Genomic DNA, 17,659 nt, shown 5'->3' with positions numbered 1-17,659 from the left:
GATGGGTGGTCGACCGACGCAGGATTCCGGGTCTTCTGCCCTCGCATCGTACGTCCGGCACCGCGTGCCGACGAGACCCCCGTCCAGGGGAGGGGTGCGCGCGGATCCGCTCAGTCGCGCCGCGCGTACTCCTGGTACGACCAGCCGAGCGCCCCCGCGACCATGCCGGCGCCGCGCGCGAGCGTGCGGGTGCCCTTCGCGCGGTGCGCGAGGCTGCCGGTCACGACGCCCGCGGCGATCCGGCCGGTGCCGCCGAGCGCGCGCGCCAGCCCGCGCGCCGTTGCCCCGGCGCGGACCCGGATCCGGTCGGCGGGCACGGCGGGCGCGAGCGCCACGGACGTCAGGCTCCACGAGTTGCCGCTGCTGAACGCGCGGAGCACGACCCAGCGACGGGTCGTCCGGGTGCGCGGCACGACGTCGACGACGCCCGCCTCCGCGCACCAGGTGAGGAGCCCGCCGGACGCGACGAGCTGGCGGGTGAAGAGCGTGTCCTCGCCGCCCTGCGTGCCGAGGTCCACGTCGAAGCGGAGGCCGGCCGCGCGCACGGCGCGCAGGTCGAGCAGGAGGTTGTTGGTCGCGGCGACCTCGAGGCGTGCGCCCGTGGCGGGGCGGCGACGCGTGAAGAACCCGCCCGCGCGCACCCACGCGTCGGGCTCGACCTCGTACTCGCTGCGCACGGGACCCGCGACGCCCGCGCTGCCGGTGGCCTGGCGGGCGCGGACGAGGGCGGCGAGCCAGCCCGGATCCGGCCGCTCGTCGTCGTCGAGGAACACGAGCAGGTCGTCGGCCCCGGCCGCGTCGAGCGCGCGGTTCCGGGCCGCCGAGATGCCCGGCGTGGGCTCGTGCACGTAGGCGATCGGCGCGGGGGAGTCGGCCGCGGCGTCCTCCACGGCCGCGCCGGCGCCGCCCGCGGGGTCGTTGTCGACCACGACGATCCGCACGGAGCGCGGGAGCGTCGGGTCGGCCTCCGCGGCCTCGCGCAGCTCCGCGGCCTGCGCGGCGACGAGCGGCAGCACGGCGCGGATGTCGTCCGGCCGGCGGTAGGTGAGGATCGCGACGACGAGCGACGCGGCGGGTGCGGCGGCCGGACCGGACCCGGCGGGCGCAGCGGTCGGCGCGGGCGACGGCACCGCGCGCCAGCCGCCGGAGAGCCGGTACCCGTCGACGATCCCGCGCACGGCCGCCGACACGGGCGCCACCGGGTGCGCGAACTGCCGCCGACCGCCCTGGAGCAGCACCTCGTACGCGATCACGGGCGTGAGCAGCCGCCACCGGCGCAGCGCCGCGGCGTCGAGGTGGCGGGCCCCGTAGAGCAGCCGGTTGCGGACGTTGTGGTAGTAGTACGTGCCCGACTTCGCCTGGCCCGCGCTCGCGTGGCCGGCGCTCTGCGTGCCGCCCTCCGCGTGCACGGCCACGGCCTCCTCCACGACGCGCAAGGATCCGCCGGCCTCAACGACCTTGCGCGACAGGTCCACGTCCTCCCAGTAGAGGAAGTAGTCGTCGGAGAAGCCGCCGACCCGGGTCCACAGCTCGTCGGTCACGAGCAGGCACGCGCCCGTCAGCCACGGCTCGACCGCCTGGCCCGGGTGCTGCGCACGGCGGGCGGCGCCGCGGATCCGGCCGTCGGCGAGGTACAGGTCCGACCCGCGGAACCACGTGCTGCCGTCCGGCCGGAGGATGAGCGGGGCCACGAGCGCGAGGGGGTCCGCGGCCACCGCGTCGCGCAGCACGGCCAGCTGGTCGGGCTCGATGGTCGCGTCCGGGTTGAGCAGCAGGAACTCGCGCGCGCCGAGCTCGCGCGCCGCCGCCACCCCGATGTTCATGCCCGTCCCGAAGCCCGTGTTGCCGTCGGGGTAGACGCCGTGCACGCGCGTCGACGGATGGGCGGCGAGCTCGCGCACACGCTCCCGCTCCGCGTCGGTCGTGCGGTTGTCGACGACCACGAGCAGCGCGTCGTCGAGGCGCTCCACGAGCGGCAGGACGTTCTCGCGCACGAGGTCGGCGGATCCGTAGTTCACGACCACGACGGCGAGCAGGGCGGGGCGGGGCATGGGCATCCCATCGGTCGGGCGCACGAGGCGGGGCCTCGACCGCGGGTACGGGCGAGTGGTGGCATAGTCTATTTCCTCGACCGATGACCACGTGGGCGCGCCCGACGCCCCGCCGCCGGTCGCCCGCCCAGGAGCGCCATGACCGTCCCCTCCCGTCCGCCCGGCCGCGACCTCGTGGTCCTCCAGTCCTCGCAGGCGCCGCGTCCCACGACGAACCCGTACATCGTGATGCTCGGCCGCGCGCTCGCCTCGACCCCCGGCGTCCGCCCGCTGCACTTCAGCTGGCGCACCGCGCTCCTCGGTCGCTACGACGTCTTCCACGTGCACTGGCCCGAGATCCTCGTCGACGGGCACAGCCCCCTGAAGAAGGCCGTGCGCCAGGCGCTCACGGTCGCGCTCCTCGCCAAGCTGACGCTCCGTCGGATCCCGATCGTCCGCACCGTGCACAACCTCGAGCGGCCGCAGGGCATCAGCCGGCGCGAGTCCCTGCTGCTCGCGGTCATGGAGCGGATGACGACGCTGCGGATCCGCGTGAACCCCCTCACGGGGATCCCCGCCGACCAGCCGCACGCGACGGTCCTGCACGGCCACTACCGCGACTGGTTCCGCGACCAGCCGCGCGAGGAGGCCGTGCCCGGCCGGCTCGGCTACGTCGGCCTGGTCCGCCGGTACAAGGGCGTCGAGCAGCTCGTCGCGTCGTTCCGCGGCGCAGGCGACGCGGGCGCCGACCTGTCGCTGCGCATCGGCGGCAACCCGTCCACCGAGGACCTGGCCGACACGATCCGCGCGCTCGCCGCGGGCGACGACCGGATCCGGCTCGACCTGCGCTTCCTCTCCGACGCCGAGCTCGTGGAGGTCGTCACCTCCTCCGAGCTCGTCGTGCTGCCATACCGGTTCATGCACAACTCGGGCGGCACGCTCGCGGCGCTCTCGCTCGACCGGCCCGTGCTCGTGCCCGACAACGAGGTCAACCGCGCGCTCGCCGAGGAGGTCGGTCCGGGCTGGATCCACCTGTTCGCCGGCGACCTGACCCCCGACGAGCTGCTCGGCGCCACCGAGGCCGTGCGCACGGGCGCGCGCTCGGCGTCGCCCGACCTCGCGGGCCGCGACTGGGACCGGGCGGGCACCGCGCACGCGTCTGCGTACCGCCGCGCGCTGCGGATCCGCCGTGGGGTCGAGAGGGCCTGACGCGCACCACCAGGCTGACCCGCGCTGCGCGGCCCCCGCGTTCTGGGGCTGATCGCCGCGCCGCCCGTCGCGTACGCTGGCGCACGGATCGCGTACCCGGCGGTCCCACCCGCACCCGCACCCGAGCTCGCGGCGATCCGGCTGTCACCCGCAGCGGACCCGATCGCCACCCCCTCCTCGACCCGACGACGGAGCCCCATGCCCCCCGCCCTGCCCGGCGACCCCCGCGCCGCGTCCGCCGGCGACCCCCGCGCCGCATCCGCCGGCGACCCCGCGGCTAGCGCAGCCGCGACAGTCGACGCGCCGCCCGCCGCCACGCAGGGCCTCGGCGCCCGCGCGGCCCGCGGCGCCATCGTCACGATCGGCGCGCAGCTCGTCCGCATCCTCATCCAGGTCGCGTCCGTCGTCGTCCTCGCCCGCCTGCTCACGCCCACCGACTACGGCCTGCTGGCGATGGTCCTCGCGATCATCGGCATCGGCGAGATCTTCCGCGACTTCGGCCTCTCCAACGCGGCGATCCAGGCGCGCGACCTCAGCCGTGGCCAGCGCGACAACCTCTGGTGGATCAACGCGGGCATCGGCCTCGTCCTCGCCGCCCTCGTGTTCTGCGCCGCCTGGCCGCTCGCGGCGGTCTTCGGCCACGACGAGCTGATCCCCATCGCGCACGCCCTGAGCCTCACGTTCGTGTTCAACGGCCTCGCGACGCAGTACCGCGCGAGCCTCACCCGCAGCCTCCGCTTCCGGGCGCTCGCGACCGCCGACGTCACCGCGCCCGCGGTCGCGCTCCTCGTCGCGATCGGCGGCGCCCTCCTCGGCTGGGGCTACTGGGCGCTCGTCGCGCAGCAGCTCACGCAGACGCTCGTGCTGCTCGGCCTCGCGGTCGGCTTCGCCCGGTGGATCCCGCGCCTCCCGCGTCGCGGGGAGCCCATGGGCCCGCTGCTGCGCTTCGGCTGGAACATGGTCTCGAGCCAGATGGTCGGCTACGTGAGCAACAACATCGACACCTTCCTGGTCGGCCTCCGCTTCGGCGCCGGGTCGCTCGGCATCTACAACCGCGCGTTCCAGCTGCTGATGACGCCGCTCGCGCAGATCCGCAGCCCCCTCACCACGGTCGCGATCCCCGTGCTCTCGCGCCTCGCGGACGAGCAGCGCCGCTTCGCCGACTACGTGGCGCGCGGCCAGCTCGCCCTCGGCTACACGCTCGGCGCGGGCCTCGGCCTCGTCGCGGCCACCGCCGTGCCGATCACCGCGGTCTTCCTCGGCCCGCAGTGGGACAGCGTCGCGCCGATCCTCCGCCTGCTCGCCATCGCGGGGATCTTCGACACCCTCGCCTTCGTCGGCTACTGGGTCTACGTCTCGCGCGGGCTCACGGGCGACCTGTTCCGGTTCTCGCTGCTGAGCGCCGTGATCAAGGTCAGCTGCATCCTCGTCGGGTCGACCGGCGGCATCGTCGGCATCGCGGCCGGCTACGCGGCCGCGCCCGCCATCTGCTGGCCGATCTCGCTCTGGTGGCTGTCGCGCAAGGCCCCGATCCCCACGCGCCGCCTCTACATGGGCGCGCTGCGGATCATCGGCGTCGTGGGCGGCGTCAGCGTCGCGACCGGCGCGCTGCTGGCCCTCGTCGACACCGGATCCGACGTGCTGCAGCTCCTCGCGGGCGTGGGCACGGCCGCGGTGCTCTACGCGCTCGCCGTCGCGCTCGTCCCGGCGGTGAATCGCGACGTGCGCGGGGTGCTCGACCTCGCGCGCGTGCTCCCGAAGGCGCGGCGGGGGAGCGGTGCCGCGCCGCCGCCCGCGGCCGGTCCCGTGACCGTCGATCCCGCGCGCGACGCCGCGGACGCGCCCGACGGCGCCCGCGTCCCCTCCTGACCCGTCAGCCGCGCGCGCCCGCGCCCTTCCGCGCGGCGAGCGCGATGCGGAAGGTCGTCCCCTCGCCGAGGACGGAGGAGACGGTGACCTCCCCGCCGTGCGCCTGCACGATCTCCCGCACGATCGCGAGGCCGAGGCCCGTGCCCGGGACCACCTCGCTCTGCGCGTTGGCGGCGCGGAAGAAGCGGTCGAACACGTGGGGGAGCGCGTCGGCCGGGATCCCCATGCCGGTGTCGGCCACGACGACCATCACCGCGGGGCGTCCCGTGGGACCGGTGGCCGGGTGCACGTCGACGGTCACGGTGCCGCCCGCGGGCGTGAACTTCACCGCGTTCTCGACCACGTTGGTGAGCACCCGCTCCAGCTGCCCCGCGTCCCCGTCGACGGTCGCCGCGGGGGCGCCGCCCACCGCCAGCTCCACGTCGCGCGCGTCGGCGTACGGGCGGAGGGACGCCGCGGCCCCGGAGACCAGCGTCGCGATGTCGATCGGCTCCCGGGCGGGAGGCTCGCCCGAGTCCAGTCGCGTCATCATCAGCATGTCGGCCACGAGCGACTGGAGCCGCCGCGCGTTGCGGTCGACGACCCGCAGCATGTCCTTCGCGTCGTCGGGGACCTCGCCCCCCTCGCCGTCGAGGACCAGCTCCACGTAGCCGGAGATGGAGGTGAGCGGCGTGCGCATCTCGTGGCTCACGGTGCCGATGATGTCGCTCTTCGACCGGTCGAGCGCCTCCAGCCGGGCGACGACGAGCTCCTGGCCGTCGAGCGTGCGCGTGAGCATGGCCTGGCGGAACATGACCGGCAGCGCCGCGAGCGCGACCGTGCTCGCGGCCAGGACCAGCGCGAGCGGCGGGACGGGCATCGCCGTCGCGACGAGGAGCACGCCGAGACCCGCGAGCACCGCGACCGCGGGGACGGGCAGCAGCCGCGCGCCCGGCCGGACGGGCTCCGCGGCGTCGGCCGGCGCGCGGTCCACGCCCTCCACCCACAGGGCGAGGCACGCGATCCCGGCGGTCCAGACGACGTCGAGCGGGGTCCCGTCCGCGTACGCGCCCTCGTGGTCGAGCAGCGCGTAGGCGATGTCGGCGCCCGTGATGGCGAGGAGCCCGACGACCAGGGACTGCCAGCGCGGCCCCAGCCGGAGGACCGGCGAGGCGCCGATGCCCACGACCACGGCCACGAGCACGATGTCGAAGGCGGGGTACAGGGCGTCGATGGTGCCGTCGAGGACGGTCGCGCCGCTCGTAGCGTCCGAGAGGACCGGACCGAGCACCACGGCCAGCACGGCGGCGGAGCCGAGGACGGCGAGCCCTGCGTCGAGGAAGACGGCGTTCGTCGCGCGGCGCGAGCGGCGCCGGACGAGCACGACGAGGGCGGCCAGCATCAGCGGGTAGAAGAGGAGGTACGCGACGTCGGCGACGGAGGGGGAGGACAGCACGCCCGACGCGTCCATGCCGATCGCGTAGATCGTGTCGCCGGCGGCGTTCGAGGTCACGGCCGCCGCGGCGAGCACGACCTCCGCGCGCGCGAGCCGGGTCCGCGCCGCGACGAGCCAGAACACGACGACCGGGAGCCACTGGGCGGCGAGCGAGAGCCCGACGTCGATGACCGGGCTCGCGGGGTCGCCGGGCAGGAGCAGCCCCGCGAGGTAGACGAGGTTCGCGAGCACGACGGCGGCGATGAGGCCGCGGATCACGCGGTGCAGGCGGGGGTGCGCGACGGCGGTCGGCTCGACGGCACGCGTCATGATCTCCCCCGAACCGGGCTCCGCGTCCCCGACGACCCCGGTGCGGCGGGGCGGCGCGCCTCCGCCACATCCTAGGAGCGGCCCGGGCGGGTGTCGCGGCCGGTACGGTGCGCGGATGCCGGCCTGGGCCGCACGCCCCTACCCCAAGGTCGCGACCGCCTCCGAGGCGCCGGCCGCGACCGCCACGACGGCCGCCCGCCCCGCGTGCTCCACCCGCACGTCGCCCGCGAACGCCGTGACGCGCGCGCGGCCCTCGGCGTCCGTCCGCACGGTCGTCGGCGCGAGCCACCACTCCTCGCGGATCAACCGCCGGAGCGCGTCGTACGAGGGCTTCGGCGTGCCGTCCGCGCGCACCAGTCCACCGGGCGCGCCCAGCCACATCCCGTCGTCGGTGAGGCCCCAGTAGGTGATCGCCGTGACGGCCGGGTGCCCCACCAGCGACCGGTAGTGCCGTTCGATCTCCTCCGTCTGCCGCTCCTCGCCCGCGGGCGTGGACGGCCAGCTCGTGACGCGGTAGTCGTTGAGGTCGGTGATCTCGGGCGGCATGGGGTCGCCGGAGAGCAGCGTCGTCTCGGTCATGTGGATCGGCAGCCCGAACCGCGCGAACCGGTCGACGATCCCGAGCACCTGCTCCTCGCCGCGGTACCCCTGGTGCATGTGGGTCTGCAGGCCGATCGCGTCCACCTCGATGCCCGCGCCGATCACCTCCTCGATGAGCTCCTCGTAGGCGGGGGAGAGGTCGAAGTCGTTGAGGATCAGGGTCGCCGCGGGGTTCGCGGCGCGCGCCTCCTCGAAGGCCATGCGCACCATGGCGAGCCGGCCGCGCGCCGCCGCGAGCCGGGTGATCCCGTTGTCCTCGCGGTCGAACACGGGCATGATCACGGCCTCGTTGATGGCGTCCCATGTGTCGATGAGCCCGGTGAAGTCGCCGACGTCGCGCCGGATCCGCTCCCGCTGCACGCGCTCCACCTCGTCGAGCGGAAGGTCGAGCAGCCACGGCGCCGTGACCGTGTGCCAGACGAGCGGGTGCCCCTTCACGTCGATCCCGCGCTCGCGCAGCCAGCGTGCGGTCGTGAGGAGCCGCTCGGTGTCGGGCTTCCCGCGCACGGGCTCGAAGCGGCCCCAGTAGAAGGGGAGCGTGGCCGTGTCGAACACCCCGAGCCACTGCTCGGCGAGCCGCTCCAGGCCCTCGAGCCCGGCGCCGCCGAAGGACTCGATGCCCGCCTCGTCCGGATCCGTCTCGCCGTTCGCGAGCGGGATGAGGTCGAAGCCGATGTTGCCGAACGCGATGTCCTGCCGGGCCTGCTCGACGACGACGTCCTGGTGGGCGAGCGGCTGCCCGTCGGCGCCGCGGACGGTGATCACCGCGTCGGCCCGGCGGGCGTCGGGGATCGCGGTCGGGCGGCGGGAGGCGGATGGCGTGGCGGGCATGGGTCCCTCTCGAGGGGTCGGCGCCACGCGCCCGGCGTCCCTCCGCCGTCGAGCGGCACGGGGACGCGGGCCGCGGACGGGTGCGTCGGTGCGGTCGTCCGGAACCTACGCGGGCCGCGCGACGGGCGTCCACCGCGTCCCGGATGTCCGCAAGCTTTCCCCCGCCGCCACCGGTGGGGAGGGGCCGCCGCGGGCGTAGCGTGCACGCAGGGCGCGGATCCGACCGGCGCCCCCGCTTCGATGACGAGGACCCGATGATCCCAGGCGCCGCCACCCTGTCCGTGCTCTACCTCGGCGGGACGGGCACCATCAGCGCCGCGTGCGTCCGGGCCTCCGTCGCCGCCGGCATGGACGTCACGGTCGTGAACCGCGGCGCCGACTCCCAGGGCCGGGGCACCCCCGAGGGCGTGACGACGCTCGTCGCCGACGTCACGGATCCCGACGCCCTCCGCGTCGCCCTCGGCGACCGCTCGTTCGACGCGGTCGTCGACTTCCTCTCCTTCGACGCGGCCGGCGCCGACCTCCGCGTCGAGGTCTTCGCCGGGCGCACCCGCCAGTTCGTCGCCATCAGCTCCGCGTCGATCTACCGCAAGCCCGCGCTGCGGACGCCCATCACCGAGTCGACGCTGCGCGCCAACCCGTTCCTCTCCTACGCGCGCGACAAGATCGCGATGGAGGACGCGTTCCTCCGCCACCACGCGGAGAGCGGCTTCCCGGTCGTCATCGTCCGCCCGTCGCACACCTACGACGAGGCGAGCCCGCCGCTCGCGGGCGACTGGACGGTCGTCGACCGCATCGCGCGCGGCGAGGAGGTCGTGGTCCCGGGCGACGGCACCTCGCTCTGGACCCTCACGCACGCCGACGACTTCGCGGTCGGCCTCGTCGGGATCCTCGGCGACGAGCGGGCCACGGGCGAGGCGCTGCACATCACGAGCGACGACGTCATGACGTGGGACCGGATCCACCACCTCGTCGCCGACGCCCTCGGCGTCGAGGCGCGGCTCGTGCACGTGCCCGCCGAGCAGTTCCCCGTCGTGGAGCCGGACTGGGGCTGGTCGGAGCTCGTCGTCGGCGACCTCTCGCACAGCGCGGTCTTCGACACCACGCTGATCCGGCGGCTCGTGCCCGCGTTCCAGCCCCGGATCCCGTTCCACCTGGCCGTACGCGGCATCGTCGCCTGGCGGGCCGCGCACCCCCAGCTCACGCGGCCGGACGCGGACACCGATCGCCGCATCGCGCGGCTGGTCGCGGCGAAGCACGCGGCCGACGAGGCCTACCGGGCGGCGGGCGCCGAGCGCTGACCGACGCGGACGCGCACGACCAGCGTCACGACCACCACGACCGAGGCCGCGACGAGCGCCGCGACGGCCGCCGGGGTCGACAGCAGCTCGCCCGTCAGTCGCCCGACGGCGATCCACGCGAGCCCCCACGCGATGGCCGCGGTCGGCGCGAGGCGTCCGCCGTCGCGCACGGCGAGGAGCGCGCCGATCGCGCCCACGACCAGCAGCACCACGACCGCCGTCGCGTCGCGGCCGGCCTCGCCCGGTCGGACGCCCGCCGCGGTGAGGATCGCCGCGACGTTCGCGACCGTCGCGACGCTCACCCAGCCGAGGTAGAGGCCCATGGTGCCGTCGAGGACCACGCCCTCGACCGCGTTCCGGGGCCTGGTCGCGAGGAGCGCGAGGAAGGTCCAGACGAGCGTCGCGAGCAGCGCCGCGATGACCACGCCGCTCAGCGCGAGGAGCCCGGCCTGCGCCGTGAGGATCCACACGGCGTTCAGCACCAGGGTCACGGCTACGGGGTAGCCCACGCGACGCTGGCGCTCGTCGGCGCGCTGGGCGGGGAGCGCCTGCCAGATCGTGTACGCGACGAGCCCGAGGTAGATCACGCTCCAGATCGAGAACGCGGGCCCGGCCGGCGCGACCGGCGTGTAGCTCGCGCTGAGCGCGCCGCTCGACGCGTTCTGGATGCTCCGGTCGCTGAACGCGCCGGAGCCGAACGCGCTTCCCACGATCGCGAACGCCATGCTCGAGATGACGACGATCTGGCGGACGATGTCCTTCACGGTGCCCATGCGGCCTGCTCCTCTACGATGGGATTGTCAGCACGCGGATAGTCAGCCTGCTGACGATCACTGTAGCAGGAGGTGCCCGTGGCCGGAGAGGCCGTGCAGGACGAGCTCGCCAGCTGGCCCACCGGGCGGCTGCTCTCGACGGCCGCGCGCGCGGTCGAGCACGCGTGGGCGGAGGCGCTCGCGACCCTCGGCGTCACGCACGCGGGCCTCATCGCGCTGCACCTGCTGCGCGACGGGCCGCTCAGCCAGATCCAGCTCGCCCGCTCCGCGCACGTCGAGACGCAGACGATGTCGCGCACGCTCGAGCGCCTGGAGCGGGAGGGGCTCGTGTCGCGCGCGCCGGATCCCGACGACCGGCGCCGCCACGTCGTCGCCCGCACCGCGGCCGGCGTCGACGCCTGGGAGCGCGCGCAGGCCCTCGAGCAGGACGTCGTCCCCGAGCTCGCGCGCTCCGAGGAGATGCGCCGCGGCCTCATCGACGTGATCCGCGCGGCCGGCCGGCCGGCGCCGGGCGACGACGCGACCGAGGCCGCAGCCGACCCCGCCGCCCCGGCCCCCGCCCCGCGGAAGCGCACCCGATGACCCGCCCCGCGGATCCCGACCCGATCTCCGCCGCCGCCCCCGACCTCCCCGGCCGCGCGGTCATCCGCCAGGTCTGGAGCGACCTCGCCTTCGTGCACTGGCGCGTGGATCCCGCGCTCGTCGCCCCGCTCCTCCCGCCGGGCACGCGCCCCGACGTGCACGACGGATCCAGCTGGGTCGGCCTCATCCCGTTCGTCCTGTCCCGCAGCGCCTTCCCGCCGCTGCCCGCCGTCCCGTGGGCCGGCACCTTCGCCGAGCTCAACGTGCGCCTCTACAGCGTCGGCGACGACGGCCGCCGCGGCGTGGTCTTCCGCTCGCTCGAGGCCGCGAAGCTGCTGCCGGTGGTCGGCGCGCGCGTCGGCCTCGGCCTGCCCTACATGTGGGCGTCGATGACGCACGAGGAGCACGACGGCGTCGTCACGTACAGGTCGCGCCGGCACACGGGATCGCGGCCCGCGTCGCGCCTCTCCGTGCGCCCGCTCGCCGAGGAGGTCGAGGGCGATCCGCTCGCCGACTTCCTCACCGCGCGCTGGGGCATGCACGTGGCCCGTGGCGGTGTCACGCGCTACTGGCCGAACACGCACGACGCGTGGACCCTCCAGCGCGCCGAGCTCGTCGACCTCGACGACGAGCTGGTCGCGGCCGCGGGACTCCCCGGGATCGCCGACCGCGCGCCGGACTCGGTGCTCTTCTCCCGCGGCGTCCGCACGGAGTTCGCGGGCCCGCTCCGCCCGCGCGCCTGACGCGCGGCGGAGCGCCTACCGCTTCGCGCGCGGCGTCCGCGTCGAGCGCTTCTCCCCGCCCGACAGCTCGTCGATCGTGAGCGCCGCGCTGATGAGCGCGAGGTGGCTCAGGCCCTGCGGCAGGTTGCCGAGGAACGCGTGGTCGTCGGCGTCGATCATCTCCGAGTAGAGACCGACGTCGTTGCCGAGTTCCACGAGCTGGTCCATGAGCTCGCGCGCCTCGTCCATCCGCCCGACGCACGCGAGCGCGCCCGCCATCCAGAAGCCGCACGCGGTGAACGTGCCCTCCTCCTCGGGCATGCCGGAGTAGCGGTAGAGCAGCGGCCCGCGGCCGAGCTCGGAGCGCAGCGCGTCGAGCGTCGACGACATGCGCTCGCCCCGGTCGAAGCCGGAGACGGCGTGCAGCAGGATGCTCGCGTCGAGGCGCTGGCTGCCCGGGTGCATGACGTAGGCGCCGCGGCCCTCGTCCCAGCACTCCTCCTCGACCCACGCGCGGATCCGGTCGCGCTCGGCCCGCCAGCGGTCCGGCACCCCGGGGATCTGGCCGACCTCGGCGAGCTCGACCGCGCAGTCGAGCGCCTGCCAGCAGCCGAGCGCGCTGGTCGTGTAGTGCTGCTCGTCCTCGAGCTCCCACATGCCGGCGTCGCGCTTCTGCCACATGTCGCAGGCGCGGTCGGCGAAGGTCGCGAGGAGGCGGCCGGTGTCGGCGTCGAGCACGTTGCCGTCGCGGACGTAGGTGCGCACGACGTCGAAGAGGTCGCCGAAGACGCCGAGCTGCAGCTGCGCCTGCGCGTCGTTGCCGTCGACGACGGGGCCGACGCCGCGCCAGCCCGGCACCTCGGGGGTCGAGCTGCCCTCGGGCACGCCGCCCTCGAGCGAGTAGAAGACGTGCAGGTCGGGGCCGTTGTCGCGGATGGTGCGGAGCATCCACGACACCGCCGCGTGCGTCTCCTCGCGGAGGCCGAACCGCACGAGCGCGTTCACCGTGTAGGCGAGGTCGCGCACCCAGGCGAAGCGGTAGTCCCAGTTCTTGCCGCCGCCCATGCGCTCGGGGAGCGAGGTCGTGGCCGCCGCGGCGATGGATCCGGTGGGCGCGTGCACGAGCAGCTTGAGCGCGAGGGCGCTGCGCTGCACGGCGTCGGCCCACTCGCCGTCGTACCGGAACTCGGCGCTCCACCCCTCCCAGTTGCGGATGGTGCGGTCGATGCCCTCGTCCACGATCTCGGGGTTCGGGATCCGCACGGGCTCCCGCTCGGTGCCCACGAGCGTGATCACGTGGCGCGACCCCTCCTTCGTCGTGAACGCGCCCGAGACGGATTGCGTGCCGGGCTCGGCCGGGCCGTGGTCGAGGCCGACGACCGCGAGCGTCACGCCGTCGACGCGGATCACCGGCCCGTTGTGCGTGGACTGCACCCACGGCGACGACGTGGCGAGCGCGGTGCCGGGCGCGACGAGCCAGCTCATCGCGACCTCGCCCGTGAGCCCGTCGATCCGCCGCCCGAGCTCGGACCACGGCAGCCGCCCCGCGACGCCCGTGACCAGCGCGTCCGTGACGCGCACGCTGCCGGAGGCCGTCGTGAAGGTGGTGGTGAGCACGTTGGTGCCCGGGACGTACGCGCGCGTGACCTCGAAGTCCTCGTCGGGGCGGAGCGTGATCCGGCCGCCGTGCGGCGCGTCGAGGAGCGCGGCGAAGGCGGGCGGCGTGTGCAGGTCGGGCAGCGGCAGCCAGTCGATGTCGCCGTCCTCGGCGATGAGCGCGACCGTGCGCCCGTCCCCGATGGCGGCGTAGCTGCGGAGCGCGATGTAGCCGTCGATGCGCTCGGGTGCGGGGCGGGAAGCGGGCTGTGCCATGGGACTCCTGTCGACGCCGGCAGGAGGTCACCGACCCCTCCAGTATCCCCGGGCCGCCTCCGCGACGGCTGGCACGGCGGTCCGGGCCATCGGATCCTCCCCGGGCTCCGAAGAGCGCCGATGTGCCCGGAGCGAACCCGAACCGTCCCGGTCACGGCCCGCCGGACAGCGTCGTCCGCGCGGCATCCTCGCCTCGTGCCCTGCTCGGGGGGACGCACGGCGGGGCACCCGGCGATACGATGACCGCACCCGAACACCGCGTCGCACGCAGGAGCTACCCGACTCCTCGCCGGCGCATCAGAGAAGAGCCATGGCCCTCCCCTCCATGAGATCGCGCGCGCGCACGCGCGCCGCCGTCCGCCCCTCCGCCGATCCCGTCACCCCGGCGGGAGGTCGCCCCCGCTTCGAGTGGATCGACGCGGGCAAGGGCGCCTGCATGGTCCTCGTCGTCCTCCTGCACCTCTCCCTCATGTACGAGAACGAGGTCAACGAGGGCGCCGCCGCGCTGTGGTGGGAGGTCAGCTCCGTCTTCGCGCCCCTGCGCATGCCGCTGTTCTTCTTCATCTCCGGATTCCTCGCGACGCGCGCGGTGCAGCGGCCGCTCGGGTCGACCCGGGGGCGGACCCTCGGCATCTACTCCGTCTACGCGCTCTGGACCCTGCTCTTCCTCGCGCGCCTCCTCGTCCCGCAGGCGCGCGGCGGCGGCTCGGCGCCGACCCCGGGCGAGCTGGCGCTCAGCCTCGTGCTGCCCACGTCCTACTGGTACCTGTGGGCGCTGCCCGCGTTCTTCCTCGTCGCCTGGGCGTGCACCCGCCTGCTCGGCGAGCGCCGGGCGTGGGCGCTGATCCCGTTCGCCGTGCTGGCGGCCGCCGCGCCGCTCCTCAAGCCGCTGACCGCGGGCCTCCTCACGGAGCCGATGGACGCGGTCAAGCTCAGCTCGATCGCCGCGAACCTCGTGTGGTTCTACGCGGGCGTCGTCGGACGCGACGCCTGGCTGGCGCTCATGCGCCGGGCGACGCCCCTCACAGCGGTCCTCGCGGTGGCCGCGTACGCCGGCGTCTTCGCCGCCCTGCGCGCCACGGGCAACGGCCTGGTCCTCACCTTCGCGATCGCGGCGGTCGCGCTCCTCGCCAGCAACCAGGTCCTCGCCGTCGCGGGCATGGCGAACCCGCTGGCCCGCGCGCTGCGCTGGGTGGGGCGCCAGACGCTGCCCGTGTACGTCTTCCACATCTTCCTGGTCTCGGCCCTGAGCGCCGCCCTCAAGCTGACGGGCCTCGTGCCGGTCCTGCAGCAGCACACGCAGGTGTGGGGCGCGATCCTCCCGATCGCCCTGCTGGTGCCCGTCGTGGTCGCGAGCCGGATCATCGGCGCCGCCGTCCTGGGCTCCCGGCTCCGCTGGACGCTCGAGGGTCCGCGCTGGCTGACGGGGAGTCCCGCCCCCGATTCCCGCAGGACCGTCACGCGCTGATCCGGCGCGGGCGGGCCAGGCTGGATCCATGACCGAGCTCGAGGCCGTGCGCGGCGACATCACCCGGCAGGACGTGGACGCGATCGTGAACGCGGCGAACTCGTCGCTCCTCGGCGGCGGGGGAGTGGACGGCGCGATCCACCGCGCGGCCGGGCCGGAGCTCCTCGCCGCGTGCCGCCGGATCCGGGCGGAGGAGCTCCCCGACGGCCTGCCCGCCGGCGACGCCGTCGCGACGCCGGGCTTCCGCCTGCCCGCGCGCCACGTGATCCACACGGTCGGCCCCGTCTGGTCGGCGTCCCACGACCGCACCCCGGTGCTCGCCAGCGCGTACCGTCGCTCGATCGAGGTGGCGGCGGGACTCGGCGTCCGCAGCGTCGCCTTCCCCGCGGTCTCGGCCGGCGTCTACGGCTGGCCGGTCGACGACGCCGCGCGCGTGGCGGTCGCCTCCGTGCGCGGGGCCGTGGCGGACGGCGCGGGTCGCGGGATCGAGCTGGTGCGCTTCGTCCTGTTCTCGGACGCGGTGCTCGCGGAGTTCGAGGCGGCGCTCGCCGCGGACGCCTGACACGGGCGGGGAAAGAAGAACGCCGGCCCTGCCGTCGAGGACGGGGACCGGCGAGTGGTGCCTGGACGCGGCGTCGATCCGCGGACCTTTCGATTTTCAGTCGAACGCTCTACCAACTGAGCTACCCAGGCGAGCGGGCGACTTCTGCGAAGACGCCCACATCGGACAGAAGCCCTCTCGTGTGAGAGGGCTTCCCATCCGTGGCGACCCTGACGGGACTTGAACCCGCGACCTCCGCCGTGACAGGGCGGCACGCTAACCAGCTGCGCTACAGGGCCTTGCATGTCGGTCTTTGCTCGGTGACCCCAACGGGATTCGAACCCGTGTTAACGCCGTGAAAGGGCGCCGTCCTAGGCCACTAAACGATGGGGCCGCTCGCCCTGGTCTCCCAGGTCTCGCAGCAACCGACACGTCAGCATAACCGCACTCCGGGCGAGGACTCAAATCGGGCGCTCGGCCGCGGGGCCGGGCCCCGTCCCCATGCGGATCGGGCGGCGTGTCGCGTGCCCGTCGCCCACCCGCCCGGCGCTCCCGGAGGAGAGGCCGCCGACCTCATGGGAGGTTCGCGACACGGTCCGCGCGCTGCGCCGATGTCCCCCTTCCGCGGGGTTAGCCTTCGCTCGACCCTCCTGGGAGAGGGGATCCCCGCGGGGATCCCCGCATCCGCGCGCTGTGCGCCGCGGATCCCCGTTGTTACTGTGAGAGCCGGTGACGGTGTGGCGGATGTGATCCGCGACTCCCCGCCGGACCCGCGGGAGGCGCAGCCGGCCAGCCGGGCGACACGATGATCGGGAACACCATGCACCAGGACCTCCTCCGGAGCCCGCGCACCTCGGGCGCCACGCGGACGCGCCCGCGCGGCCGCCGCACCCTCCAGGCGATCATCGCGATCGCCGCCGTCCTCCTCACCGGGTCGATCGCGGCCCCCGCCCACGCCGACACGTTCGCCTCCTGGGACGACGTGCAGAAGGCGCGCGGCGACGAGCAGGCGCAGCAGGCGCTCGTGCAGAGGATCAACGACGAGATCGCCTCCCTCCAGCAGCGGGTCACCGACGCGCAGGCCCTCGTGGTCCAGCGCGGCGACGAGCACGACAAGGCGCAGCAGGCGGCCGACGACAAGCACGAGGAGACGGTCCAGCTCCAGCAGAAGGTCGACGCGGCCGACGAGAAGGCCACGAAGTCGCAGGAGCAGGCGGCGGGCCTCGCCAAGCAGCTGATGCGCTCCGGCGGGCAGAACCTCTCGGGCACCCTCCTCCTCAGCGACGGCGACGGCACCGACGATCTCCTCGACAAGCTGGGCACGATGAGCAAGGTCGCCGAGAAGTCCGACCAGATCTACGCGATCGCGATCCAGGACCGCAACGCCGCGAAGTCCCTCAGCGACCAGGCGCAGGTCGCGCTCACCGAGCTCGACGCGCTGAACGCCAAGGCCGAGCAGCTCCTCCAGGACGCGGCCACGGCCCAGGCCGACCTCGAGCAGGCGCTCGAGGACCAGAACGCGCAGAAGGCCGACGCCGACGCGAAGCTCGCGGTGATGGCGGAGAACCGCGAGGCCACCGAGGACGACTACCAGGCCGGCGTCCGCAAGCGCCAGGCCGACGCCGACGCGCTCGCGGCCAGCCAGGGGCGTGCGGGCGGCGACGTCTCGCCCGGCGCGATCAGCTCCACCGGCTGGACCGCCCCGCTGCCGGGCGCCAACACCAGCGGCTACTTCGGCCCGCGCTTCCACCCCATCCAGCACCGCATGATCTTCCACGCCGGCGAGGACCTCGTCCGCGGCGGCACCTGCGGCGCGACCCAGTACGCGGCCCACTCGGGCACCGTCAGCTTCGCCGGCTGGAACGGCGGATACGGCAACTACATCCGCATCGACCACGGCGGCGGCGTCTCCTCCGCGTACGGCCACATCATGAACGGCGGCACGCTCGTGCGGAACGGCCAGCAGGTCGTCGCCGGGCAGCCCATCGCCCAGACGGGCACGACGGGCGGCTCCACCGGCTGCCACCTCCACTTCGAGATCCGCATCAACGGGAACGCCGTCGACCCGGTGGCGTTCATGCACGGCCAGGGCGTCTCCATCACGAGCACGCATTGAC

General features: G+C 74.7%; 13 protein-coding genes and 3 tRNA genes. 8 read left to right on the top strand and 8 right to left on the bottom strand.

Translation table 11 applies throughout. The features are described 5' to 3' along the window. Positions 1-110: 110 nt before the first annotated feature. Positions 111-2,051, bottom strand: a complete 1,941-nt coding sequence (locus ACMT9T_RS06140; protein ID WP_414744707.1) for a glycosyltransferase — start codon at positions 2,049-2,051, stop codon at positions 111-113. 138 nt (positions 2,052-2,189) lie between these two features. Between ACMT9T_RS06140 and ACMT9T_RS06135 the strand changes: the two genes are divergently transcribed. Both ACMT9T_RS06135 and ACMT9T_RS06130 read left to right on the top strand, forming a co-directional pair. Next, positions 2,190-3,239, top strand: coding sequence for a glycosyltransferase family protein (locus ACMT9T_RS06135; protein WP_414744706.1), 1,050 nt, complete (start codon positions 2,190-2,192; stop codon positions 3,237-3,239). 198 nt (positions 3,240-3,437) lie between these two features. Next, entirely contained in the window at positions 3,438-5,108 is a 1,671-nt protein-coding gene (locus ACMT9T_RS06130; RefSeq protein ID WP_414744705.1) for a lipopolysaccharide biosynthesis protein, read from the top strand. Positions 5,109-5,112: 4 nt separating this feature from the next. Here ACMT9T_RS06130 and ACMT9T_RS06125 read toward each other — a convergent pair whose 3' ends face one another. Next, entirely contained in the window at positions 5,113-6,852 is a 1,740-nt protein-coding gene (locus ACMT9T_RS06125; RefSeq protein ID WP_414744704.1) for a sensor histidine kinase, read from the bottom strand. A gap of 138 nt (positions 6,853-6,990) precedes the next feature. Then, a complete protein-coding gene (locus ACMT9T_RS06120; protein WP_414744703.1) occupies positions 6,991-8,283 on the bottom strand; it encodes an endo-1,4-beta-xylanase in 1,293 nt (430 codons plus the stop codon). A gap of 254 nt (positions 8,284-8,537) precedes the next feature. On the opposite strand from ACMT9T_RS06120, the gene ACMT9T_RS06115 reads away from it, so the two are divergent. Further along, positions 8,538-9,584, top strand: a complete 1,047-nt coding sequence (locus ACMT9T_RS06115) for an NAD-dependent epimerase/dehydratase family protein (protein ID WP_414744702.1) — start codon at positions 8,538-8,540, stop codon at positions 9,582-9,584. Here ACMT9T_RS06115 and ACMT9T_RS06110 read toward each other — a convergent pair. Then, a complete protein-coding gene (locus tag ACMT9T_RS06110) occupies positions 9,557-10,357 on the bottom strand; it encodes a TspO/MBR family protein (RefSeq protein WP_414744701.1) in 801 nt (266 codons plus the stop codon). The two genes, ACMT9T_RS06115 and ACMT9T_RS06110, sit on opposite strands and share 28 nt — an antisense overlap. Positions 10,358-10,435: 78 nt before the next feature. On the opposite strand from ACMT9T_RS06110, the gene ACMT9T_RS06105 reads away from it, so the two are divergent. Then, on the top strand, positions 10,436-10,939 hold the full coding sequence (locus ACMT9T_RS06105; RefSeq protein ID WP_414744700.1) for a MarR family winged helix-turn-helix transcriptional regulator: 504 nt from the start codon (positions 10,436-10,438) through the stop codon (positions 10,937-10,939). Continuing rightward, the gene (locus tag ACMT9T_RS06100; RefSeq protein ID WP_414744699.1) at positions 10,936-11,682 is read left to right on the top strand and encodes a YqjF family protein; all 747 of its coding nucleotides are present in this window, start codon (positions 10,936-10,938) and stop codon (positions 11,680-11,682) included. The genes ACMT9T_RS06105 and ACMT9T_RS06100 overlap by 4 nt, the downstream gene beginning before the upstream one ends. Positions 11,683-11,697: 15 nt before the next feature. Here the strand turns inward: ACMT9T_RS06100 and ACMT9T_RS06095 are convergent, their stop codons facing one another. Then, positions 11,698-13,533 carry a glycoside hydrolase family 15 protein gene (locus tag ACMT9T_RS06095; RefSeq protein ID WP_414744698.1) on the bottom strand — a complete coding sequence of 612 codons (1,836 nt, stop codon included), beginning with the start codon at positions 13,531-13,533 and terminating at the stop codon, positions 11,698-11,700. Between the two features lie 310 nt (positions 13,534-13,843). Between ACMT9T_RS06095 and ACMT9T_RS06090 the strand changes: the two genes are divergently transcribed. Both ACMT9T_RS06090 and ACMT9T_RS06085 read left to right on the top strand, forming a co-directional pair. Beyond that, positions 13,844-15,001: an acyltransferase family protein gene (locus tag ACMT9T_RS06090; RefSeq protein ID WP_414744697.1), complete on the top strand. Its 1,158-nt coding sequence runs from the start codon at positions 13,844-13,846 to the stop codon at positions 14,999-15,001. Positions 15,002-15,029: 28 nt separating this feature from the next. Beyond that, positions 15,030-15,563 carry an O-acetyl-ADP-ribose deacetylase gene (locus ACMT9T_RS06085; RefSeq protein WP_414744696.1) on the top strand — a complete coding sequence of 178 codons (534 nt, stop codon included), beginning with the start codon at positions 15,030-15,032 and terminating at the stop codon, positions 15,561-15,563. Positions 15,564-15,618: 55 nt separating this feature from the next. On the opposite strand, the gene ACMT9T_RS06080 is transcribed toward ACMT9T_RS06085, so the two are convergent. From ACMT9T_RS06080 to ACMT9T_RS06070, 3 genes are all read right to left on the bottom strand, one after another. Then, positions 15,619-15,694 (bottom strand) — tRNA-Phe (locus ACMT9T_RS06080). 70 nt (positions 15,695-15,764) lie between these two features. Then, a tRNA-Asp gene (locus tag ACMT9T_RS06075) sits at positions 15,765-15,841 on the bottom strand. A 22-nt stretch (positions 15,842-15,863) separates the two neighbouring features. Further along, positions 15,864-15,936 (bottom strand) — tRNA-Glu (locus ACMT9T_RS06070). Between the two features lie 426 nt (positions 15,937-16,362). Between ACMT9T_RS06070 and ACMT9T_RS06065 the strand changes: the two genes are divergently transcribed. Then, the gene (locus ACMT9T_RS06065) at positions 16,363-17,658 is read left to right on the top strand and encodes a peptidoglycan DD-metalloendopeptidase family protein (RefSeq protein ID WP_414744695.1); all 1,296 of its coding nucleotides are present in this window, start codon (positions 16,363-16,365) and stop codon (positions 17,656-17,658) included. Position 17,659 lies beyond the last annotated feature (1 nt).

The organism is Clavibacter vidaverae (assembly GCF_047529985.1).
GTDB classification, from domain to species: Bacteria; Actinomycetota; Actinomycetes; order Actinomycetales; family Microbacteriaceae; genus Clavibacter; species Clavibacter nebraskensis_A.
This window is presented reverse-complemented; position numbering and strand designations above follow the sequence as displayed.

What these genes read in the sequence shown, in the direction of transcription:
- ACMT9T_RS06085 (WP_414744696.1), top strand. Translation starts at nt 15,030, where the DNA reads ATGACCGAGCTCGAGGCCGTGCGCGGCGACATCACCCGGCAGGACGTG.
- ACMT9T_RS06110 (WP_414744701.1), bottom strand. Translation starts at nt 10,357, where the DNA reads ATGGGCACCGTGAAGGACATCGTCCGCCAGATCGTCGTCATCTCGAGC.
- ACMT9T_RS06115 (WP_414744702.1), top strand. Translation starts at nt 8,538, where the DNA reads ATGATCCCAGGCGCCGCCACCCTGTCCGTGCTCTACCTCGGCGGGACG.
- ACMT9T_RS06095 (WP_414744698.1), bottom strand. Translation starts at nt 13,533, where the DNA reads ATGGCACAGCCCGCTTCCCGCCCCGCACCCGAGCGCATCGACGGCTAC.
- ACMT9T_RS06120 (WP_414744703.1), bottom strand. Translation starts at nt 8,283, where the DNA reads ATGCCCGCCACGCCATCCGCCTCCCGCCGCCCGACCGCGATCCCCGAC.
- ACMT9T_RS06100 (WP_414744699.1), top strand. Translation starts at nt 10,936, where the DNA reads ATGACCCGCCCCGCGGATCCCGACCCGATCTCCGCCGCCGCCCCCGAC.
- ACMT9T_RS06065 (WP_414744695.1), top strand. Translation starts at nt 16,363, where the DNA reads ATGCACCAGGACCTCCTCCGGAGCCCGCGCACCTCGGGCGCCACGCGG.
- ACMT9T_RS06130 (WP_414744705.1), top strand. Translation starts at nt 3,438, where the DNA reads ATGCCCCCCGCCCTGCCCGGCGACCCCCGCGCCGCGTCCGCCGGCGAC.
- ACMT9T_RS06090 (WP_414744697.1), top strand. Translation starts at nt 13,844, where the DNA reads ATGGCCCTCCCCTCCATGAGATCGCGCGCGCGCACGCGCGCCGCCGTC.
- ACMT9T_RS06135 (WP_414744706.1), top strand. Translation starts at nt 2,190, where the DNA reads ATGACCGTCCCCTCCCGTCCGCCCGGCCGCGACCTCGTGGTCCTCCAG.
- ACMT9T_RS06125 (WP_414744704.1), bottom strand. Translation starts at nt 6,852, where the DNA reads ATGACGCGTGCCGTCGAGCCGACCGCCGTCGCGCACCCCCGCCTGCAC.
- ACMT9T_RS06140 (WP_414744707.1), bottom strand. Translation starts at nt 2,051, where the DNA reads ATGCCCCGCCCCGCCCTGCTCGCCGTCGTGGTCGTGAACTACGGATCC.